Genomic DNA, 18,772 nt, shown 5'->3' with positions numbered 1-18,772 from the left:
GGAAGAGAAAGTAGATTATCTCAGCGATACCATCAAGCTACCTTTCTCCTGCAAGCGAATTCCACCTATGGAATTGCAAACTCACGAAGGAGAAAGCCATGCGTGTTTGGTTCATTACGGGTGCATCCCGCGGGTTCGGTGCCCTTATCACTCAAGAAGCCCTCACCGCCGGCGACGCCGTTGTCGCTACAGCTCGCAATCCCGTTGGGCTGGCGGAGAAGTTCGGCAATCACCCGAACCTCCTATCCGTCGCCCTCGACGTATGGAGCGAGGCGCAGGCCCATGAAGCCGCCGAGATCGCCGTCAAGCGTTTCGGCAAGATCGACGTCCTTGTCAATAATGCCGGCTACGGGCTTCTGGGTGCCGTGGAGGAAGCAACTGCCGAGGAAATCGAAAAGCTCTATGCGACCAACGTCTTCGGCCTGCTGAAGGTCACGCGCGCCGTCCTGCCGCACATGCGCCGGCAGCGTTCGGGCCATGTCATCAACATGTCCTCGGTCGGCGGTTATCAGAGCTTTGCCGGCTGGGGCGTCTATTGCTCGACAAAGTTCGCCATCGAAGGCCTATCCGAAGCGATGGCAGCGGAGTTGCAGCCGCTCGGCATCCAGGTCACCGTTGTCGAACCCGGCTTTTTCCGCACCGACTTCCTTGATGAAAGCTCGCTTGCAGTCAGCCCGAGTTCGATTGTCGACTACAGGGACACTCCGGCCGGAGCGATGCGCGATTTCGCGGCCGACCATAATCACGCTCAGCCCGGCGATCCCAAACGTCTTGCAAAATCGATGATCACGCTTGCCCATTCGGCCAACCCGCCTCTGCGCATGCCTTTCGGCTCGGATACGGTCGGCGCGATCGAGACCAAGAACGAATATGTCTCCAGAGAGCTGGCCGATTGGCGCGAACTGGCCGTCTCGACTGACTTCCCGAAGGAGGCCGCCTAGACATTCCGAGGCGTAATGCAAAAAAGCCGGGGTTTTCACCCCGGCCTTTTCTTCAGGCTATGCCTTCAGATAATTAGAACTTGACGCCGATACCGACCTTTACGCTCTGCTCGTCGTAACCGCGAGAGAAGCGACCGGAGTCGAGGTCGAAATTCTTCTTGCCGTAGTCCGTGTAGCGGTACTCAAGGCGAGCGGTGATGTTGTTGGTGATGAAGGTTTCAGCACCTGCACCAACCGTGTAACCAACAGCCGTCTTGCTGTCGGACGAGGTAGTGTCTTCAAGCTTGTTCTGAGCGAGCGCCAGACCGGCCGTGCCGTACAGCATGAACGGGTTAAAGTCGTAGCCGATACGACCGCGAACCGAGCCATTGACGCCATTCTTGGCGGTCAGACCGTTGCGGGTGCTGTCAATGCCTGCATAGCCGAGGTCTGCTTCAACGCCGTATACGATCTGGCCCTGCTGCCAGTTGTAGCCGGTGAAAGCCTGGCCGCCGAAGCCATAGCCGTTGCCATTGTGGCTGAAATGACCTTTGCTCCAGTCGCCTGCACCGCCGATGTAGAAGCCGGACCAGTTGTTGACGGCCGGAGCTGCTTCCTGAGCGACGGGCGGCTGCGGAATCTGCTCGACAGCGTCAGCGGCGTGAGCTGCGGTGTAGCCACCGAGGGCGAGAGTGGAGACCATGAGGGTCTTGATAAGAGTACGCATACTTTTCTCCTTTCAGGCCCGTGTGCTTCGCTTACTGTCTTCGACTGTGAAGCGCCACGAGCAATTAAACATATCCCTCCCGGATCGAGGTTGAAATTGGAATGCAAATGAGGAATTGGAAGAGCCAAAATATGATATCATTGTGGCACAGAGGTGGCTGAATTTCGATGTTGCTTCATCGCAACAGAGGAATTATTAACCATAACCAATGGTTAAAGCATGTATACTTATTTTAAACTAAATATATCGCAAGTTTTACATAAGAAATTCCGAAGCGTGTCATTTGCTCACACATCTTTTCATATGGTGTATCGACGCCCTATATGAACATCGATCGGGTAACGACGAGCAGAAGGCGATCTCTTGAGCCAGGAAAAACTACGCACGGCGCTGATAACCGGCGCGTCCAAAAGAATAGGTCTGGCAATTGCCGAGGATTTATCGGCTCATGGCTTCGCGGTGGCGTTGCATGCCCATCAGTCCCTTGCCGAGGCGGAAGAAATTGCGGCGAAACTGCGGCAAGCGGGCCGAAAGGCGATTGCGATCAAGGCCGATCTGCGAGATTTGGCCGAGACGTCAACCCTTGTCGAAAGGGCCGCGGATGCTCTTGGTCCGCTCGATCTTCTGGTCAACAACGCCTCGGCTTTCCTCGGTGATTCCGCCGATCATTTCGACGCCGAAGCCTTCGAGGCGCACTTCGCCGTGCACGTGCGCGCGCCATCCATTCTGGCTGCCGATTTCGTCCGGCAGCTTCCCGAACCCTATCCGGGCCTGATCGTCAACATGGTCGATCAGCGGGTCTGGGCGCTTAATCCCCGCTTCTATTCCTATACGCTGTCGAAAGCTGCTCTCTGGACCGCAACCCAGACGATGGCGCAGAGCTTTGCGCCGCGTATCCGCGTCAATGCGATCGGCCCAGGTCCGACGGTGCGCAGCGTGCGGCAGAGCGAGGAGGACTTTCAAGCGCAGATCGACGGCCTCATATTGAAGGCGGCGCCGAGGCTCGAAGAATTCGGCCGGACCATCCGCTTTCTTTTTGACACGCCCTCGATCACGGGCCAAATGATAGCGCTCGATGGCGGCCAGCACCTTGCCTGGGAAACGCCAGACGTGTCGGAGAGTGCGGAATGAATGGAAGAAAGCTGCCCGATGGCGGCGTTCTCTATGACGAATCAGAGGATATCGAAGACGACATCGAGGTGGAGGGCGATGCCGCCGCCTCCCCTGTTGCGCCTGTCGATTGGAATGAAGGCGGCAAGAACGAGACCGGGCTTCGCGGCGCCGAACTGATCGCCGAATTCGTCAAGCGGCTGCCGAACAATCCCGGCGTTTATCGCATGTTCAACGAAGCCGGCGACGTACTCTACGTCGGCAAGGCGCGAAACCTGAAGAAGCGCGTTTCCAACTACGCTCTGGGCAAGGTGCACTCCAACCGCATCGCCCGTATGGTGCGCGAAACCGCCAATATGGAATTCGTCACCACGCGCACGGAGACGGAAGCGCTGCTGCTGGAAGCGAATCTCATCAAACGCTTGCGCCCGCGCTTTAACGTGCTGCTGCGGGACGACAAATCCTTCCCCTATATTCTGATCACGGGCGATCATCGCGCGCCAGCGATCTTCAAGCATCGCGGCGCCCGCGCCCGTAAGGGGGATTATTTCGGGCCCTTCGCTTCGGCTGGTGCGGTCGGGCGCACCATCAATTCGCTGCAGCGCGCCTTTCTGATCCGCACCTGTACCGATAGCGTCTTCGAGACGCGCACGCGGCCCTGTCTGCTCTATCAGATCAAGCGCTGTTCCGGCCCCTGCACCCATGAGATCAGCGATGCAGGCTATGCGGAACTAGTACAGGAAGCGAAGGACTTCCTTTCCGGCAAGAGCCAGAACGTCAAGGCGCATATGGCCGAGGCGATGAATGCCGCCGCCGAAGATCTGGATTTCGAGCGCGCCGCGATCTTTCGCGATCGGCTTGCCGCGCTCTCGCATGTGCAGAGCCATCAAGGCATCAATCCGGCCGGAGTGGAGGAAGCAGATGTCTTCGCCATCCATCACGAGGGCGGCATTTCCTGCATCCAGGTCTTCTTCTTCCGCACCGGGCAGAACTGGGGCAATCGCGCTTATTTCCCCAAGGCCGATCCATCGCTCTCGGGCGCCGAAGTGCTGAACGCGTTCCTTGCGCAATTCTATGATGACAAGCCCGTGCCGCGGCAGATCCTGCTGTCGGAGACCATCGAGGAAATGGAACTTTTGGCGGCAGCGCTTACCGAGAAAGCCGGCCACAAGGTCGCGATCCTCGTGCCGCAGCGCGGCGAAAAGCGCGATCTGGTCGAGCATGTCATCGCCAATGCGCGCGAGGCGCATGGCCGCAAGCTGGCGGAAACCGCCTCGCAATCGCGGCTGCTCGAAGGTTTCAAGGAAACATTCAAGCTTCCCTATGTGCCGCAGCGCATCGAGATCTACGACAACTCCCATATCATGGGCACGAATGCGGTTGGCGGCATGGTGGTGGCCGGGCCGGAAGGCTTCGTCAAAAACCAGTACCGCAAATTCAACATCAAATCGACCGACATCACGCCGGGCGACGACTTCGGCATGATGCGCGAGGTCATGACCCGCCGGTTCTCACGCCTCCTGAAGGAGGAAGGAAAGCCTGAGCGGACAGCTGCCGCAGAAGCATCCGGCACCGATGCAGCCGACCAGCCCTTCCCGGCCTGGCCAGATGTCATCCTCATTGATGGCGGCCAGGGGCAGATGACGGCCGTACGCGCCATTCTCGAGGAGCTCGGGATCACCGACAGCGTCATCGCCATCGGCGTCGCCAAGGGCGTCGACCGCGAGGCCGGGCGCGAGCGCTTCTTCGCTCCAGCGCGCGAAAGTTTCTCGCTGCCGCCGCGCGATCCCGTGCTCTATTTCATCCAGCGCATGCGCGACGAGGCGCACCGCTTCGCGATCGGCTCGCATCGTGCCCGGCGCAAGAAGGAGATGGTTAGAAATCCGCTGGACGAGATCGGCGGCATCGGCCCTTCGCGCAAGCGCGCGCTGCTGCAGCATTTCGGCACCGCCAAAGCCGTATCGCGGGCAGCGCTATCGGATCTGATGGCGGTGGAGGGCATATCGGAAACCGTGGCGCGGCAGGTCTACAACCATTTCCACGAGGACGCCGCGAAATAAGCAATGCCGGTCGCAAATTCCACGCAATGGCGGTGAAAAAACAGAAACAATATTGACGATAAGGTCGCCCAACCATCATCTATGACTTGATCCCAAAAAGTGCGAAGCGGTTTTTGGAGAAGATCAAGAAAATCAAATGCTCGGAGCGCGATGAAACCCGAAATCGAGGCTCATCGCGATCCGCCGAGACAACCGAAACGAAACGATTTCCATGGCTTCGCGCGCTTACAGCATCCCCAACCTGCTCACCTACGGCCGCATCCTTTGCGTTCCTCTGATCGTTCTTTGCTTCTTCGTCGAAGGCAAGCTGGAGGGTTCCGATTTCGCCCGCTGGGTCGCGCTCTGGATCTTCGTCATCGCCTCGATCACCGATTTCCTCGATGGTTATCTTGCACGCATCTGGAACCAGACCTCCAATATCGGCCGCATGCTCGATCCGATTGCCGACAAACTGCTGGTCTCGGCGATCCTGCTTCTGGTCGCTGCCGACGGCACCATTGCCGGCTGGTCGCTCTGGGCCGCCATCATCATTCTCTGCCGCGAAATCCTCGTCTCCGGCCTGCGCGAATATCTGGCGGCATTGAAGGTCAGCGTTCCCGTGACGCGGATCGCGAAATGGAAGACAACCGCCCAACTCGTTGCCATCGCTTTCCTTCTGGCTGGGCCGGCAGGCGACAAGGTGCTACCCTATACGACGGAAATTGGCATCGTCCTGCTCTGGGTCGCAGCGCTTTTGACCATCTATACCGGCTACGATTATTTCCGGGCCGGGCTGAAGCATGTCGTGGATGAGGAATGATGACGAAGCTCGTCTATTTCGCCTGGGTGCGCGAGCGGATCGGCAAAGCGGAGGAAGAGATTTCCCTGCCCGCCGATGTCGTTACCGTCGGCGATCTCCTGAGTCATTTGAAGGGCTTGGGCGAAGAATACGAGGCGGCACTTCAATTCCCCCAGGCGATCCGCGTCGCGATCAATATGGAGCACGCCGAGCACGATGAGCCGATCGCCGGAGCGCGGGAGATCGGGCTCTTTCCGCCGATGACAGGGGGATAAGTCGATGGCTATTCAGCCGGTAGTCCGCGTTCAGCGCGAGGATTTCGATCTCCAGGCGGAGATCGATCGGCTGACCGACGGGCGGCGCGATATCGGCGCTGTCGTGACCTTCTCGGGCCTCTGTCGTGACGAAGGGGGCGCGCTCGGTGCCCTCGAACTCGAACATTATCCCGGCATGGCGGAAGCGGAGATCACCCGCATCGCCAAGCTCGCCATCGAGCGTTTCGAACTTCTCGGCCTCACCGCTATCCATCGCTACGGCAAGATCGCGCCCGGCGAGAACATCGTGCTCGTCATTGCCGCGGCACCGCATCGCCAGGCCGCCTTCGACGGCGCCAATTTCGTCATGGATTTCCTGAAAACCTCCGCGCCATTCTGGAAGAAGGAACACGGCAAGGATGGCACGCAAGGCGGTTGGGTTTCCGCCAAGGATGCCGACGATGCCGCGCGGGCCAAGTGGGCTGGTAACAAGTAGGCTTCAGGGCACCACTCGTTCACGGCGGCTCAACACCAGCAGCAGCACCAGCAACGAGAAGATGACGAAATCGCGCCAAAGGAACGGACCGTAAGCTCCCCACATCGTCTCCGTCAGGCCGAGGAGCGCAGCCCCGCCGGCCGACTTCAGCGGCTCGGAATAGCCGCCGACCGCCGCAATCATCAGCACCTTCAGCCCGAACATCAGCCCTGCGCCGAAATCCATGGTTCCGTAGTAGGAAGTGGCGAGCAGACCGCAGATGGTCGCGACCATAGCGGAGGCGACATAGGCCGTCAAAAAGACACGGCTGGCGCTGGCGCCGCACAGTTCGGCTGCAAGCGCGTCATCTGTAACGGCCCGCCAGATGCGGCCCCATCCGGTGCATTTGAGGACATAGGCACCTATAAAGATAACGAGGATCATCAGCACGGTGTTGAGCAGCTGGATTTCCGTCAGCGTCACGCGGAAATCGCCGCTATCCCAGAAGACGACGGCATCGTTCAGGAAGGGCGGCAGCCAGATGCCGCGCGTGTTCGAGGCAAGCCGCGCCGTTTCCATCAGGATGATCATCATGCCGAGTGCTGCGACGATGACCGTGTTCGGCGATTTGCGCGATAGCGGTAGCATGATCGCCCGACCGACCAGAAAGCTGGTGCCGATCGTATAGCCGACGGCGATCACGGCCCCGAAAGCAAAGGCAGCCGGCAGGATGAGATACATCTTCGTATAACCGACGTCCGTGAAGAGCACGAGCATCTGGCCGGCAAAGGCGAAGAGCGCGCCATAGGTGATATCGGCCCGCTTCATGACCCCGAAGGCAATGGAATAGCCGAAGGCCAGCGTCGCATAAAGTGCAGCGAGCGGAACGGCATTCGCCAATTGCTGCAGAAGATAGGCCATTCCACCCCTCCGAAGAACCAGCAAATAGTAACTGGCAAAAATCATTTTACCAGTTATAATTTTTGTTATGAGCTTTACCTGGACCCCACATCGCTTTTCCGGTGGCGCGCTTGCGCTCGATGTCGCCAACAGCGTGATCCTGCGCCATGACGACGAGCGCCGGATCGACCGTTTCGAGGCGGCAGGACAGATGGATAGCTTTCCGAAGGCGGCAGCCAATTTCTGCGCCGAACGGGCTCTCTTCGGCGATATCCTGCCGGTGAAGCGGGAAAACCGAACCGATTTCATCGCACTCCGCGAATTGATCGATCGTTATTTCCGGGCACGCGTCCTTGGGGAGGCTGCCGATCTGCTGCTCGCCGATCTGCTTGCGGCATTGGCTGGGGTCCTGAAGCGCGCGTCCTCCGATGGGCTCGATGCCGCAACCGTGCATTCGACGCTGCGCCTCATCGCCATGCCCGATCCGGAACGAATGAAAATATGCCGCAACTGCGGCTGGCTTTTTATCGACCGCAGCAAGAACAAGAGCCGCGCCTGGTGCGACATGGCAGTCTGCGGCAACCGGGCCAAAGCCAGCCGGCACTACCGGCGCAAGAAGGAGGAGACTGCGCCATGACAATAAGAAGGGTTATGCTGACGACGATAAGTGTCGGGATCATCGCCGGCCTGGCGCTGGCCGGCTGCCAGAGGAAGGAAGACGAAGGCCCGACCCAGCTCACCGGCCGTCTCTTCATCTTCAACTACCGGGTGGCGAGCGCGAGCTACATGATCACGCTCAAGAAGATCGCCCCGATCCCCGAGGGAACAAAGGCGATCGCGGAATTCGAAAACCCAGCCGGCGGCGATCCGCTTGTCGTCAACCAGAAGATCTATACATTCTGGGACAAGATCACGCTGGAAAGTCCGGATCTCCATTGCGTCCGCAAGGACCGCCCTTACTCCGTCTCGATCAAGCTGGTCGATGCCAGCGACAAGACGATCCAGACGATCAAGACCGAGGTCAAATCCGATCTGGACCAGACCGTGCTGCCGACGAAGCCACTGGTCGTCGGCCCGGTCTATACCGCCAATCCAGATGTCTTCAAGGGCGATGGCAGCGCCGATTATGGACATGATGCCGCCTGCCCGGCATGAAAAAAGCCGGGACGCGAGGTCCCGGCTTTCATGAGTCATTTCAAATCGTTCAGCGCTGAAGCTGAAAGGCTAAATCAGCCGACGATTTCGGTTTCGGAGAACCAGTAGGCGATTTCGACGGCAGCCGTTTCCGGAGCGTCCGAACCGTGAACGGAGTTTTCGCCGATCGACAGAGCGAAGGTCTTGCGGATCGTGCCCTCGTCAGCGTTGGCCGGGTTGGTCGCGCCCATGATTTCGCGGTTCTTCAGGATGGCGTTTTCGCCTTCGAGAACCTGAACGATGGTCGGGCCCGAGGTCATGCCTTCAACGAGTTCGCCGAAGAACGGCCGTTCCTTGTGAACGGCGTAGAAGCCTTCAGCTTCGCGCTTGCTCATCCAGACACGCTTGGAGGCGATGACGCGCAGGCCGTTGTCTTCAAAAACCTTGGTGATGGCGCCGGTCAGGTTGCGCTTCGTCGCGTCCGGCTTGATCATCGAGAAAGTACGTTCAATCGCCATGGGTCCGTTCCTTGTAATCAGAGAAAAGTGGGCGGTCTTTACCTGCCCCAAGGCCCGAAAACAAGGGGGATGGGCCAATTTCACGCCGCTGTCACAGTCCAGGCATCCGATTCGCAATCGACCGATGGCATTGCGACGGTTTATTCGCAAACTCGGCGGCAACATCGCCGCACCATTGAGGAGAGGTCATATGCTCAAACATTTCAGGATGCTTGCCGACTACAATCGTTGGGCCAATGTTCAGGTCTACAACGCCGCGGCAGACCTCAGCGACGCGGAATTCCACGAGGATCGCGGCGCGTTCTTCGGTTCGCTCCACGGAACGCTGAACCATCTGCTTGTCACGGATCGGCTGTGGATGCACCGTTTCAACGGCACCGGCGGGGTGCCGGCGTCACTCGAGACCGTCCTTCACGACACGCTTAAAGGACTCTACAGCTTACGGGAGGTGGAAGATCGAAATATCATCACCTGGCTGGAAACACTCGATGCCGACGCGCTTGCCGTCGATCTCACCTATACCTCGATCCTTCGACCGGGCGCCATCACCGTTCCCCTCCATGCGGCGGTAGCACATATGTTCAACCACCACACTCACCACCGCGGTCAGTGCCATACCATCCTCACATCCATGGGCAAGCCGTCGCTGGTGCTGGACCTGCTGAACTTCCTGCGCAGTGAAGGAACACGCTGGATGTGAACGAAAAGCGAATTGCTGTTTTCCGCTTTCGCCAAAGCGTTGAGCACCTGCCTCATTTTATTGCGACGCAGCGTGAATAAGGCATTTTGTTCATGTTCCCTTAACCTGCCGACCTGCAGATTGATAAGATATATCAGCTCACGGTCAGAAGCAGGCATGAAGAACTCGCAAACAAGCGTTTCGGCATATTCCATCGATAATGATGAAACGGAAACCGAGCTTGAGATCATCGGCCGCTTCATGACGCGGCTCAAGGTCAAGAACCTGCCGCGCAACTATCAGCTCTTTCACGAGGCGCTTTACGGGCAGGATCGACGTCTTGCCGAAGAAATCGAGGCGCTTGGCCCCCTTCCCTCACAAAGCGGGCTCGACGAAATCGGCCTGAAGTATCGTCTCGTCAGCCATTGCGGGCTGGTGGCGCGCAAATCGGAAAGCGATGCTGCCGAAATGCTCCGCGAAGTCGCAGATCAGCTCGCTAAGGGGCTGATGAAGAAACAGCGATTTAGCCGCGAGACCGAAACGGCAGCGAATGCGAACCCCGCCCTCGACAGCCTCAATGCCTCTCTCAGCAATCTCATGCTCTACGAAACTGAGCTGACCGAGCGGCTGCGCAACTGCGCCAACCTCGCGAAGCCCTCGCAAAAGGCTGGCGCCTAAGCGACTTCGCGCTCTTGCCTTCGGCGTCGAGTTCGGCCAAAACCGCGCCATGATTTCGATTTCAGACCTTTCCGCCCGCATTGCCGGCCGCCTTCTCATCGATCATGCCAGCGTGACGCTTCCGGCGGGCACGAAGGCTGGCCTCGTCGGCAAGAACGGTGCTGGCAAATCCACGCTGTTCAGGATCATCACCGGCGATTTTGCTGCCGAAAGCGGCTCGGTCTCGATCCCGCGCAATGCCCGCATTGGCCAGGTTGCGCAGGAGGCCCCCGGCACCGAGGAACCCCTGATCGATATCGTCCTCGCGGCGGACAAGGAACGCTCCGCACTGCTTGCGGAAGCCGAAACCGCGACCGATCCGCACCGCATCGCCGATATCCAGACGCGGCTTGCCGATATCGATGCGCATTCGGCCGAAGCACGTGCCGCGAGCATCCTCGCCGGCCTCGGCTTCGACCACGAAGCGCAGAAGCGCCCCGCCTCCTCCTTCTCCGGCGGATGGCGCATGCGCGTGGCTCTTGCGGCCGTGTTGTTTTCCGAGCCTGATCTGCTGCTGCTCGACGAGCCGACGAACTACCTCGACCTTGAAGGCACGCTCTGGCTTGAGGACTATATTCGCCGCTACCCTCACACGGTCATCATCATCTCGCACGACCGCGATCTATTGAACACGGCCGTCAACTCCATCGTGCATCTCGACCAGAAGAAACTCACCTTCTATCGCGGCTCCTATGACCAGTTCGAGCGGCAGAAGGCTGAAGCCGATGAGCTGCAGATGAAGGCGAAGGCGAAGAACGACGCAGCGCGCAAGCATTTGCAGAGCTTCATCGACCGCTTCAAGGCCAAGGCTTCGAAGGCAAGGCAGGCGCAATCGCGCATCAAGGCGCTTGAGCGGATGGGTACCGTCGCCGCCGTCATCGAAGACCATGTGATGGGCTTCAGCTTTCCGGAACCCGAAAAGCAGCCTGCCTCGCCGATCGTCGCGATCAGCGGCGGCGCTGTCGGCTATGAGCCCGGCAAGCCGATCCTCAAGCGCCTGAACCTGCGCATCGATGCCGACGACCGCATCGCCCTGCTCGGCTCCAACGGCAACGGCAAATCGACCTTTGCGAAATTCATTTCAGGCCGACTGGGTGCGGAGAGCGGCGAAGTCAGGCTGGCACCGAACCTGAAGATCGGCTTCTTTGCTCAGCATCAGCTCGACGATCTCATTCCGAACCAGACGGCCGTCGAGCATGTCCGCCGCCGCATGCCTGAGACACCGGAGGCGAAGGTGCGCGCGCGCGTCGCGCAGATGGGCTTGGCGACGGAGAAGATGGACACGCAGGTCAAGGATCTCTCCGGCGGCGAGAAGGCACGCCTTCTCATGGGCCTTGCCGCCTTCGACGCACCGAACCTGCTGATCCTCGACGAACCGACGAACCATCTCGATATCGACAGCCGCAATGCGCTGATCCAGGCGCTGAACGATTATTCCGGCGCCGTCATCCTGATCTCGCACGACCGCCATCTGATCGAAGCCACCGTCGATCGTCTCTGGCTGGTGCGCGACGGCACTGTCTCGACCTTCGACGGCGATCTTGAAGAATACCGCAGCCTCGTCGTCGCCAGCCCGAAGTCGAAGGACGAGAAGACCAAGCCGAACGGCATCGACGATTCCGTTTCCAAGGCCGACCAGCGCAAGCTCAACGCCGATCGGCGCGCGTCGCTGGCGCCGCTCAAGAAGAAGATCAACGAAATCGAATCCTTGACCGGCAAGCTTGAGAAATTGATTCAGGCTCTTGATGCAGAACTTGCGGACCCCGCCCTCTACGAGAAGGCGCCGGCAAAGGCTGTGGAAAAGGCAAAGCAGCGCGCCGATGCCGCCGAGAAGCTTGCGGCAGCCGAGGTGCAGTGGCTGGAACTTTCATCGGAATATGAAAGCGGCATGGCCGGCTGAAGCTGACTGCTTGTTAAGGAATTCGCGGTCGCTCCTAACCGATCATTAACCATAACTGCAGAATATGCGCTCAACTTTCATAGACATAGTGTTGAGCGATTCTGATGAACTACCGTCTGTTGCTGGCTGGCCTTGCCGTGTCCCTGGCTCTCGGAGGATGCGCCACGAAGCCAGGCAATGAAGCGTCGCTGAAGAGCAGCTATGCCGCCGAAGAGCCGCGCCACAAGTCTCTGAAAGCCAACGATCCCATCGAGATGGAGCCGAAGAAATGGCTCGTTGCCGATCTCGAAACCCGCGATGACCTGGCCGGCATGAACGGTCCGCACAATCTCGCCGGCCGCACGCTGGAAGTTTCCTCGCTCAAGGATATCAGGCTCGCCGACAAGGAGGTCATTCTGACCTTCGACGATGGCCCGGCTCCCGGCAAGACGGAACGCATTCTGGCCACGCTCGACAAATTCGGTGTCAAGGCGGCATTCATGATGGTCGGCGAAATGGCACAGGCGCATCCGGCGACGGCGCGTGAGGTGCTCGCGCACGGCGATGCGATCGGCAGCCACACCTTCCGCCATCCCGATCTCGACAAGATGACCTTCGACGCGGCGATGACCGAGATCGCCCGCGGCAAGGATGCCGTCACCAAGGCGATCGGCACGGATGTTCCCTTCTTCCGCTTCCCCTATCTCGCCGACTCCAAGCGCCTGCGCTCCGCCATCGCGGCCCGCGACATGATCGTCATGGACGTGGATATCGACAGCAAGGATTACTTCACCTCGACGCCCGCCTCGTTGGTCGATCGCACCATGAAGCAGCTCCATCAGCGCGGCCGCGGTATCGTCCTGATGCACGACATTCACCAGCGAACTGTCAGGATGCTGCCTGCTCTCCTGAGCAGGCTGGAGAATGAGGGCTACAAGGTCGTCACGCTGAAATACAAGCGCGAACCGGGTGCGGCGACCAATCTCGTCGCACAGGCCGGCACCAAGATGGTCCGCTGAACCGGGTCGATACCGAAAAATCTATGACCAATACGGGGCGGGGAAGCACGGTTGCTTCAGCGCCCGTATTTTGGTTTGTTGATGCCTCATCACCATCAGCAATAGAATCCGGAGCCGCCATGCACCTCCACCTCGAACGCGACGACGATCCGCAAACCTTGCAATTCGTCGCCAAAATGGATGCGGACTCCGAGCGGCTGAAGACGCCGGAATTCGAGGCGGATCGCATCGCGATCAAGGACATGATCGAACGCGAGGACCGGCTGATCACCACCACTCGGCGCGGCAACTGGCTGTTCGATTTTCATCGCAGCGCCGATCATCCGCTCGGTCGCTGGTATCGGCTGCCGGCCGATCGCACACCCCTGGCCGATGCGCCGTGGGAACCGATCTTCGATCTCGATGCTTTCTGTGCGCAGGAAGACAGGAAATGGCTCTGGCGCGGCGCCATCACCTGCCCCTGGGAGCCGACGCGCGTGCTGCTTTGCCTTTCCGATGGCGGCTCCGATCCCATTCGCATGCTCGAATTCGATTGCGAGACGAAGAGCATCGTCGAAGGCGGCTTCGACACGCCGGCCGTGCGCAGTCACGCGACCTGGCTCGGCCGTGACGAAATCGCCTATTTCGGCTCCATCGACCGCGAATCCTCGACGCGCGTCGGCCGCCGCTGGGCTACAGCTTCCTGCGGGAAACGATCGTGAAAGGCAAAAACCTCTAGGCCGCCCCTCTTCCGGGTTCGAGCAAAAATCAATGGTTGCACGAGCTTCCGATACGCTTGAAACGCGTCGAGGGGCGTGATTAGCTGCAGCCGTGATCACGAAGAGCGGGCGAGCCCGCCCGCTCGTATCCGGGGGGAGTAATAGATGGATCGTCGTTCATTTCTGCGCAAGGCCGGCGTCGCCGGTGCGGGTTCGGTGGCAGCGGCCGCAACGCTTGCTGCTCCGGCCATTGCCCAGAGCAATCCGAAGATCAATTGGCGCCTGACATCGTCGTTTCCGAAATCGCTCGATACGATCTATGGCGGCGGCGAAGTGCTGTCGAAATATGTGTCGGAGGCCACAGACGGTAATTTCAACATCCAGGTGTTTGCGGCAGGCGAAATCGTGCCTGGCCTGCAGGCGGCCGACGCGACCTCGGCCGGAACCGTCGAGGCCTGCCATTCGGTCGCCTATTATTATTGGGGAAAGGATCCGGTCTGGGCCTTGGGAGCTGCCGTTCCTTTCGCGCTCAACGCCCGCGGCATGAATGCCTGGCAATATCACGGCGGCGGCATCGATCTCTTCAACGAATTCCTGGCGACGCAGGGGCTGATCGGCTTCCCGGCCGGTAATACCGGCGTGCAGATGGGCGGCTGGTTCCGAAAGGAAATCAACACGCTTGCTGATCTCAAGGGCCTGAAGATGCGCATTGGCGGCTTTGCCGGCAAGGTGGTCGAACGCCTCGGTGTCGTGCCGCAGCAGATCGCCGGCGGCGACATCTATCCGGCGCTCGAAAAAGGCACGATCGATGCGGCCGAATGGGTCGGCCCCTATGACGACGAGAAACTCGGCTTCTACAAGGTCGCGCCCTACTACTATTATCCCGGCTGGTGGGAAGGTGGCCCGACCGTGCACGTCATGTTCAACAAGGCGGCTTATGAAGGCCTGCCGAAGGCCTATCAATCGCTGCTGCGCACGGCCGCGCAGGCGACGGACGCGAACATGCTGCAGAAATACGATTATCTGAACCCGGCTGCCATCAAGCGGGTCGTTGCCGAAGGGGCGAAGCTTAGACCCTTCAGCACCGAGATCATGAATGCCTGCTTCGACAAGGCCAACGAGGTCTATGCCGAGATGGAAGCCAACAACCCGACCTTCAAGAAGATCTGGGAATCGATCAAGGGCTTCCGCGGCCAGCACTATCTCTACACCCAGGTCGCCGAATACAGCTACGACGTCTACATGATGACGCTGCAGCGCTCCGGGAAGATTTGAGCGAATGCCGATCTCAAAGGAGGAAACCCCGGAGCGATGTTCCGGGGTTTTTCGTTGTGTTAGATCGACAAGCAGGCCGATGCGCGCCGTGTGCATCAATTAAAAGACGGAGGTTGGCTGAGATCGTTGGCTGGCGACTTCGGCTGATCGCCGGCGCCCTGATCCGCCGGCTTGCCGTCAAGCGGATTGCCGCCTGGAAGCTGCAGCCCCGGCAGACCGAGGCCTCCGCCATTGTCCTGGCCGGGTGCGCCGAAGCCGGGGACATCGATCTTGATCGTGTTGGGATCGACACCCGTGCCCGCTCCCTTGTAGTGCATGACCATCTGCGGGAACATGATCGTCAATGCCACCATCAGGATCTGGATGCCAACGAAGGGCACGGATCCCCAGTAGATCTGCCCTGTCGTGACGGGCGCGATCTGCTTGCCCGTCACCCTGTCGAGATAGGGCACACGGGCAGCGACCGAGCGGAGATAGAACAGCGCAAAACCGAAGGGCGGGTGCATGAAGCTCGTCTGCATGTTGACGCCGAGCAGAACACCGAACCAGATGAGATCGATGCCGAGCTTATCGGCGGCAGGTGCCAGCAGCGGCACGATGATGAAGGCAAGCTCGAAGAAGTCGAGGAAGAAGGCCAGCACAAAGACGAGGATGTTGACGGCGATCAGGAAGCCGACCTCGCCGCCGGGCAGCGAAACCAGCAGATGCTCGACCCAGAGATGGCCGTTGACGCCATAGAAGGTCAGCGAAAAGACGCGCGAGCCGATCAGGATGAACAGTACGAAGGCCGAAAGCCTTGTCGTGGAGGTCAGCGCCGAGCGGATGACCTCCATGTTCAGCCTGCCCTTGGCCGCGGCCATCGCAAGCGCGCCGACTGCCCCCATGGCGCCGCCTTCCGTCGGCGTCGCGATGCCGAGAAAGATGGTGCCGAGAACGAGAAAGATCAGCGCCAGCGGTGGAATGAGGACGATGATGACTTGCTGCGCCAGCCGGGACATGACGTTGAACTTCAGCCTCTTGTCCAGGACTGCAATGGCATAGATGAAGGCAACGCCGACGGTGGCACCGAGAATATCCGCATCCCCGCCATAGGTCGGGGTCAGATAGATGTGGGCGGCATAGGCCACGCCGGCACACACCAGCAATGCGATCAGCAGGGATGTGACGCCCGAGCCGAGCGAGCGGGCCTCCTTCGGCAATGCCGGCATGGAGTTCGGCTTCACGATCGACATGATCAATACATAGAGCATGTAGAGACCAGTCAGCACGAGGCCGGGAATGAGGGCGCCGGCATACATGTCGCCGACCGAACGGCCGAGCTGGTCGGCAAGCACGATCAGGACGAGCGATGGCGGAATGATCTGTGCCAGCGTGCCGGAAGCGGCGATGACGCCGGAGGCAACTCGCCGATCATAGCCATAGCGCAGCATGATCGGCAGCGAGATCAGCCCCATGGCGATGACCGAAGCCGCGACGACGCCGGTGGTGGCGGCGAGCAGCGCTCCGACGAAAATCACCGCATAGGCAAGACCGCCGCGAATAGGGCCGAAGAGCTGGCCGATCGTATCGAGCAGGTCTTCGGCCATGCCGGATCGCTCCAGCACGATGCCCATGAAGGTGAAAAACGGGATTGCCAGCAGCGTGTCGTTCGACATGACGCCCCAGAACCGATCCGGCAGAGCATTGAGGAGCGGCCATGAGAGATGGATGGTGCCGCCCGAATAGGGTGCAAGCTCGACGCCGATCCAGAAGAACAGCAGACCGTTGGCAGCGAGCGCAAAGGCGACGGGATAACCCAGAAGCAGGAAAATGATCAGCGAGGCGAACATGATCGGCGCCATGTTCACGGCGATGAATTCGATCATCAGCGCGCCTCCCCGGCCGGGGTTTCGATATCGAGCGGCGCATGCGTCGGTACATAGGGCGTCGGATCATCCATATCGCCGCGCATGACTGCGATCTTCTTGATGATCTCGGAGATCCCCTGCAGCGCTAGCAGGAAAAACCCAACCAGCAGCAGCGCCTTGCCCGGCCAGATGATCAGGCCACCGGCGCTGGAAGACACCTCTCCAGACAGGAAAGATGTGCGGACATAGGGCACGAGATCGTAGACCATGAGCAGCACGAAAGGCATCAGGAACAGGCAGTGGCCGATGAGATCGATCCAGTGCTGCACCCGGCGCGGCAGCGAGCCGTAGACGATGTCGATGCGGATATGCTCGTTCTGCCGGAGCGTGTATGCGGCGGCGAGCATGAAGGCTGCGCCGAACAGATACCATTGCGCTTCCAGCCACGCATTGGACGAGGTGTTGAAGACCTTACGGACGACCGCGTTTCCGGCGCTCACCAAGACGGCGACCAAAATAAGCCATGAGACTGATTTTCCAATGATCTCAGTCACATAGTCGATGATTCGGCTGAAGCCGAGCAATGTTTTCATGATTTCCCCCCGCAGTGATTCTTCCCGGATCTTTTGGCCGCGCAGTGGAAGAGTGCCGATTTCAAGCTGTGAATCAAGAGCCCGCACCCGTTTTCCAAGCATGATGACGCCTGGATATATCCATCCAAGATTGGACCTGACTCCTGCATTTGCGATTTGCCGCCCTTGCCCACATGCGGCATTCTGATAAAGATCGCATCAATAATCATACTAATCGAGAGACACCCATGTCCCCCATCAACCTCGCTATCGTCGGTGTCGGCAAGATCGTCCGCGACCAGCATCTTCCGTCCATCGCGAACAATGCGGATTTCAAACTGATCGCCACGGCAAGCCGTCACGGCACGGTCGAAGGCATTCCCGCCTTCACGACGATCGAAGCCATGCTCGATGCCGTGCCTGACATCGATGCCGTTTCCCTCTGCATGCCGCCGCAATATCGTTATGAAGCCGCATACAAGGCGCTTTCGGCCGGCAAGCATGTTTTCATGGAAAAGCCGCCGGGTGCGACGCTGAGTGAAGTCGCCGACCTCGAAAACCTCGCCAAGGCCAAGGGCGTATCTCTCTTTGCTAGCTGGCACTCGCGCTATGCTCCGGCGGTGGAGGCTGCAAAGAGCTTCCTCGCCAGCACCAATATCCGTAGCGCTCACGTAATCTGGAAGGAAGATGTCCGCCACTGGCATCCGAACCAGGAATGGATCTGGCAGGCCGGCGGACTCGGCGTCTTCGATCCGGGCATCAATGCGCTGTCGATCGTCACCCATATCCTGCCGCCGCTTTTCCTGACCGGCGCGACACTCGAATTCCCGGAAAATCGCGATTCGCCGATCGCCGCCGACCTGCATTTCAAGAGCGGGACCGGCCTTCCGGTCCACGCCGAATTCGACTGGCGCCAGACCGGCAAGCAGAGCTGGGATATTGTCGCAGAGACGGATGCCGGCCAGATGGTTCTGGCCGAAGGCGGCTCCAAGCTTTCCGTCAACGGCGAGCTGACATTCTCCGCGCCCGAAGCCGAATATCCATCGCTCTATCGTCGTTTTGCCGAGATCGTCAAAGCCGGTACATCCGACGTCGATCTTTCGCCGCTGCGCCACGTCGCCGATGCCTTCATGCTGGGCAAGCGCAAATTTGTTGAAGCATTTTACGATTGATGAGGCTTTCCCGGTGAAGACAATGCCGCCCGCGGCGT

Annotated in this window: 19 protein-coding genes and 1 pseudogene; 15 read left to right on the top strand and 5 right to left on the bottom strand. The window is 59.5% G+C overall.

Features of this window, described 5'->3' with window-relative positions; genetic code table 11:
* Window positions 1–98 precede the first annotated feature (98 nt).
* Entirely contained in the window at window positions 99–941 is an 843-nt protein-coding gene (locus FHT85_RS11415; protein WP_112410654.1) for an SDR family NAD(P)-dependent oxidoreductase, read from the top strand.
* A gap of 73 nt (window positions 942–1,014) precedes the next feature.
* On the opposite strand, the gene FHT85_RS11410 is transcribed toward FHT85_RS11415, so the two are convergent.
* Window positions 1,015–1,647: an outer membrane protein gene (locus FHT85_RS11410; protein ID WP_112410655.1), complete on the bottom strand. Its 633-nt coding sequence runs from the start codon at window positions 1,645–1,647 to the stop codon at window positions 1,015–1,017.
* 363 nt (window positions 1,648–2,010) lie between these two features.
* Here FHT85_RS11410 and FHT85_RS11405 point away from each other — a divergent pair, with 363 nt between their 5' ends.
* The 5 genes from FHT85_RS11405 to FHT85_RS11385 all read left to right on the top strand — a co-directional run bounded on the left by FHT85_RS11405 (window position 2,011) and on the right by FHT85_RS11385 (window position 6,345).
* Window positions 2,011–2,778 (top strand): SDR family oxidoreductase, encoded by a 768-nt coding sequence (locus FHT85_RS11405; protein ID WP_112410656.1) that lies wholly within the window; start codon window positions 2,011–2,013, stop codon window positions 2,776–2,778.
* Window positions 2,775–4,817: an excinuclease ABC subunit UvrC gene (gene uvrC / locus FHT85_RS11400; RefSeq protein WP_112410657.1), complete on the top strand. Its 2,043-nt coding sequence runs from the start codon at window positions 2,775–2,777 to the stop codon at window positions 4,815–4,817. The genes FHT85_RS11405 and uvrC overlap by 4 nt, the downstream gene beginning before the upstream one ends.
* A gap of 211 nt (window positions 4,818–5,028) precedes the next feature.
* Window positions 5,029–5,616 (top strand): CDP-diacylglycerol--glycerol-3-phosphate 3-phosphatidyltransferase, encoded by a 588-nt coding sequence (gene pgsA, locus FHT85_RS11395; protein WP_112410658.1) that lies wholly within the window; start codon window positions 5,029–5,031, stop codon window positions 5,614–5,616.
* Window positions 5,616–5,870 (top strand): molybdopterin converting factor subunit 1, encoded by a 255-nt coding sequence (moaD, locus tag FHT85_RS11390; RefSeq protein WP_069616328.1) that lies wholly within the window; start codon window positions 5,616–5,618, stop codon window positions 5,868–5,870. Before pgsA ends, moaD begins: the two co-directional genes overlap by 1 nt.
* A gap of 4 nt (window positions 5,871–5,874) precedes the next feature.
* A complete protein-coding gene (locus FHT85_RS11385; protein WP_112410659.1) occupies window positions 5,875–6,345 on the top strand; it encodes a molybdenum cofactor biosynthesis protein MoaE in 471 nt (156 codons plus the stop codon).
* 3 nt (window positions 6,346–6,348) lie between these two features.
* On the opposite strand, the gene FHT85_RS11380 is transcribed toward FHT85_RS11385, so the two are convergent.
* A complete protein-coding gene (locus FHT85_RS11380; RefSeq protein ID WP_112410660.1) occupies window positions 6,349–7,245 on the bottom strand; it encodes a branched-chain amino acid ABC transporter permease in 897 nt (298 codons plus the stop codon).
* 67 nt (window positions 7,246–7,312) lie between these two features.
* Here FHT85_RS11380 and FHT85_RS11375 point away from each other — a divergent pair, with 67 nt between their 5' ends.
* Both FHT85_RS11375 and FHT85_RS11370 read left to right on the top strand, forming a co-directional pair.
* Window positions 7,313–7,861 carry a CGNR zinc finger domain-containing protein gene (locus FHT85_RS11375; RefSeq protein ID WP_112337899.1) on the top strand — a complete coding sequence of 183 codons (549 nt, stop codon included), beginning with the start codon at window positions 7,313–7,315 and terminating at the stop codon, window positions 7,859–7,861.
* Window positions 7,858–8,379, top strand: coding sequence for a hypothetical protein (locus tag FHT85_RS11370; protein ID WP_112410661.1), 522 nt, complete (start codon window positions 7,858–7,860; stop codon window positions 8,377–8,379). The genes FHT85_RS11375 and FHT85_RS11370 overlap by 4 nt, the downstream gene beginning before the upstream one ends.
* Before the next feature lie 74 nt (window positions 8,380–8,453).
* Here FHT85_RS11370 and ndk read toward each other — a convergent pair whose 3' ends face one another.
* On the bottom strand, window positions 8,454–8,876 hold the full coding sequence (gene ndk, locus FHT85_RS11365; RefSeq protein WP_004122188.1) for a nucleoside-diphosphate kinase: 423 nt from the start codon (window positions 8,874–8,876) through the stop codon (window positions 8,454–8,456).
* A 190-nt stretch (window positions 8,877–9,066) separates the two neighbouring features.
* On the opposite strand from ndk, the gene FHT85_RS11360 reads away from it, so the two are divergent.
* From FHT85_RS11360 to FHT85_RS11335, 6 genes and pseudogenes are all read left to right on the top strand, one after another.
* On the top strand, window positions 9,067–9,576 hold the full coding sequence (locus tag FHT85_RS11360; RefSeq protein ID WP_112410662.1) for a DinB family protein: 510 nt from the start codon (window positions 9,067–9,069) through the stop codon (window positions 9,574–9,576).
* A 156-nt stretch (window positions 9,577–9,732) separates the two neighbouring features.
* On the top strand, window positions 9,733–10,233 hold the full coding sequence (locus FHT85_RS11355) for a hypothetical protein (RefSeq protein ID WP_112337902.1): 501 nt from the start codon (window positions 9,733–9,735) through the stop codon (window positions 10,231–10,233).
* 49 nt (window positions 10,234–10,282) lie between these two features.
* Window positions 10,283–12,172: an ABC-F family ATP-binding cassette domain-containing protein gene (locus FHT85_RS11350; protein ID WP_112410663.1), complete on the top strand. Its 1,890-nt coding sequence runs from the start codon at window positions 10,283–10,285 to the stop codon at window positions 12,170–12,172.
* Between the two features lie 104 nt (window positions 12,173–12,276).
* Complete coding sequence (locus FHT85_RS11345; RefSeq protein WP_112410664.1) at window positions 12,277–13,170, top strand: polysaccharide deacetylase family protein; 894 nt, start codon at window positions 12,277–12,279, stop codon at window positions 13,168–13,170.
* A gap of 119 nt (window positions 13,171–13,289) precedes the next feature.
* Window positions 13,290–13,832 (top strand): annotated as a pseudogene (locus FHT85_RS11340) (S9 family peptidase); the annotation flags it as partial.
* Between the two features lie 201 nt (window positions 13,833–14,033).
* Window positions 14,034–15,143 (top strand): TRAP transporter substrate-binding protein, encoded by a 1,110-nt coding sequence (locus FHT85_RS11335; RefSeq protein ID WP_112410665.1) that lies wholly within the window; start codon window positions 14,034–14,036, stop codon window positions 15,141–15,143.
* A 95-nt stretch (window positions 15,144–15,238) separates the two neighbouring features.
* Here the strand turns inward: FHT85_RS11335 and FHT85_RS11330 are convergent, their stop codons facing one another.
* Window positions 15,239–17,008, bottom strand: coding sequence for a TRAP transporter large permease subunit (locus FHT85_RS11330; protein ID WP_112410666.1), 1,770 nt, complete (start codon window positions 17,006–17,008; stop codon window positions 15,239–15,241).
* Window positions 17,008–17,583, bottom strand: coding sequence for a TRAP transporter small permease subunit (locus FHT85_RS11325; RefSeq protein WP_112338016.1), 576 nt, complete (start codon window positions 17,581–17,583; stop codon window positions 17,008–17,010). The genes FHT85_RS11330 and FHT85_RS11325 overlap by 1 nt, the downstream gene beginning before the upstream one ends.
* 227 nt (window positions 17,584–17,810) lie before the next feature.
* Here FHT85_RS11325 and FHT85_RS11320 point away from each other — a divergent pair, with 227 nt between their 5' ends.
* Window positions 17,811–18,734, top strand: a complete 924-nt coding sequence (locus tag FHT85_RS11320; protein WP_112410667.1) for a Gfo/Idh/MocA family protein — start codon at window positions 17,811–17,813, stop codon at window positions 18,732–18,734.
* Window positions 18,735–18,772 lie beyond the last annotated feature (38 nt).

This window comes from Rhizobium sp. BK312 (genome assembly GCF_014193605.1).
In the GTDB taxonomy this organism is placed as follows: Bacteria; Pseudomonadota; Alphaproteobacteria; order Rhizobiales; family Rhizobiaceae; genus Rhizobium.
Note: the sequence above shows the minus strand (reverse complement) of the source record. Positions and strands in the feature narration are given on the sequence as shown.

What these genes read in the sequence shown, in the direction of transcription:
- FHT85_RS11415 (WP_112410654.1), top strand. Translation starts at nt 99, where the DNA reads ATGCGTGTTTGGTTCATTACGGGTGCATCCCGCGGGTTCGGTGCCCTT.
- FHT85_RS11410 (WP_112410655.1), bottom strand. Translation starts at nt 1,647, where the DNA reads ATGCGTACTCTTATCAAGACCCTCATGGTCTCCACTCTCGCCCTCGGT.
- uvrC (WP_112410657.1), top strand. Translation starts at nt 2,775, where the DNA reads ATGAATGGAAGAAAGCTGCCCGATGGCGGCGTTCTCTATGACGAATCA.
- pgsA (WP_112410658.1), top strand. Translation starts at nt 5,029, where the DNA reads ATGGCTTCGCGCGCTTACAGCATCCCCAACCTGCTCACCTACGGCCGC.
- moaD (WP_069616328.1), top strand. Translation starts at nt 5,616, where the DNA reads ATGACGAAGCTCGTCTATTTCGCCTGGGTGCGCGAGCGGATCGGCAAA.
- FHT85_RS11385 (WP_112410659.1), top strand. Translation starts at nt 5,875, where the DNA reads ATGGCTATTCAGCCGGTAGTCCGCGTTCAGCGCGAGGATTTCGATCTC.
- FHT85_RS11380 (WP_112410660.1), bottom strand. Translation starts at nt 7,245, where the DNA reads ATGGCCTATCTTCTGCAGCAATTGGCGAATGCCGTTCCGCTCGCTGCA.
- FHT85_RS11375 (WP_112337899.1), top strand. Translation starts at nt 7,313, where the DNA reads ATGAGCTTTACCTGGACCCCACATCGCTTTTCCGGTGGCGCGCTTGCG.
- FHT85_RS11370 (WP_112410661.1), top strand. Translation starts at nt 7,858, where the DNA reads ATGACAATAAGAAGGGTTATGCTGACGACGATAAGTGTCGGGATCATC.
- ndk (WP_004122188.1), bottom strand. Translation starts at nt 8,876, where the DNA reads ATGGCGATTGAACGTACTTTCTCGATGATCAAGCCGGACGCGACGAAG.
- FHT85_RS11360 (WP_112410662.1), top strand. Translation starts at nt 9,067, where the DNA reads ATGCTCAAACATTTCAGGATGCTTGCCGACTACAATCGTTGGGCCAAT.
- FHT85_RS11355 (WP_112337902.1), top strand. Translation starts at nt 9,733, where the DNA reads ATGAAGAACTCGCAAACAAGCGTTTCGGCATATTCCATCGATAATGAT.
- FHT85_RS11350 (WP_112410663.1), top strand. Translation starts at nt 10,283, where the DNA reads ATGATTTCGATTTCAGACCTTTCCGCCCGCATTGCCGGCCGCCTTCTC.
- FHT85_RS11345 (WP_112410664.1), top strand. Translation starts at nt 12,277, where the DNA reads ATGAACTACCGTCTGTTGCTGGCTGGCCTTGCCGTGTCCCTGGCTCTC.
- FHT85_RS11335 (WP_112410665.1), top strand. Translation starts at nt 14,034, where the DNA reads ATGGATCGTCGTTCATTTCTGCGCAAGGCCGGCGTCGCCGGTGCGGGT.
- FHT85_RS11330 (WP_112410666.1), bottom strand. Translation starts at nt 17,008, where the DNA reads ATGATCGAATTCATCGCCGTGAACATGGCGCCGATCATGTTCGCCTCG.
- FHT85_RS11325 (WP_112338016.1), bottom strand. Translation starts at nt 17,583, where the DNA reads ATGAAAACATTGCTCGGCTTCAGCCGAATCATCGACTATGTGACTGAG.
- FHT85_RS11320 (WP_112410667.1), top strand. Translation starts at nt 17,811, where the DNA reads ATGTCCCCCATCAACCTCGCTATCGTCGGTGTCGGCAAGATCGTCCGC.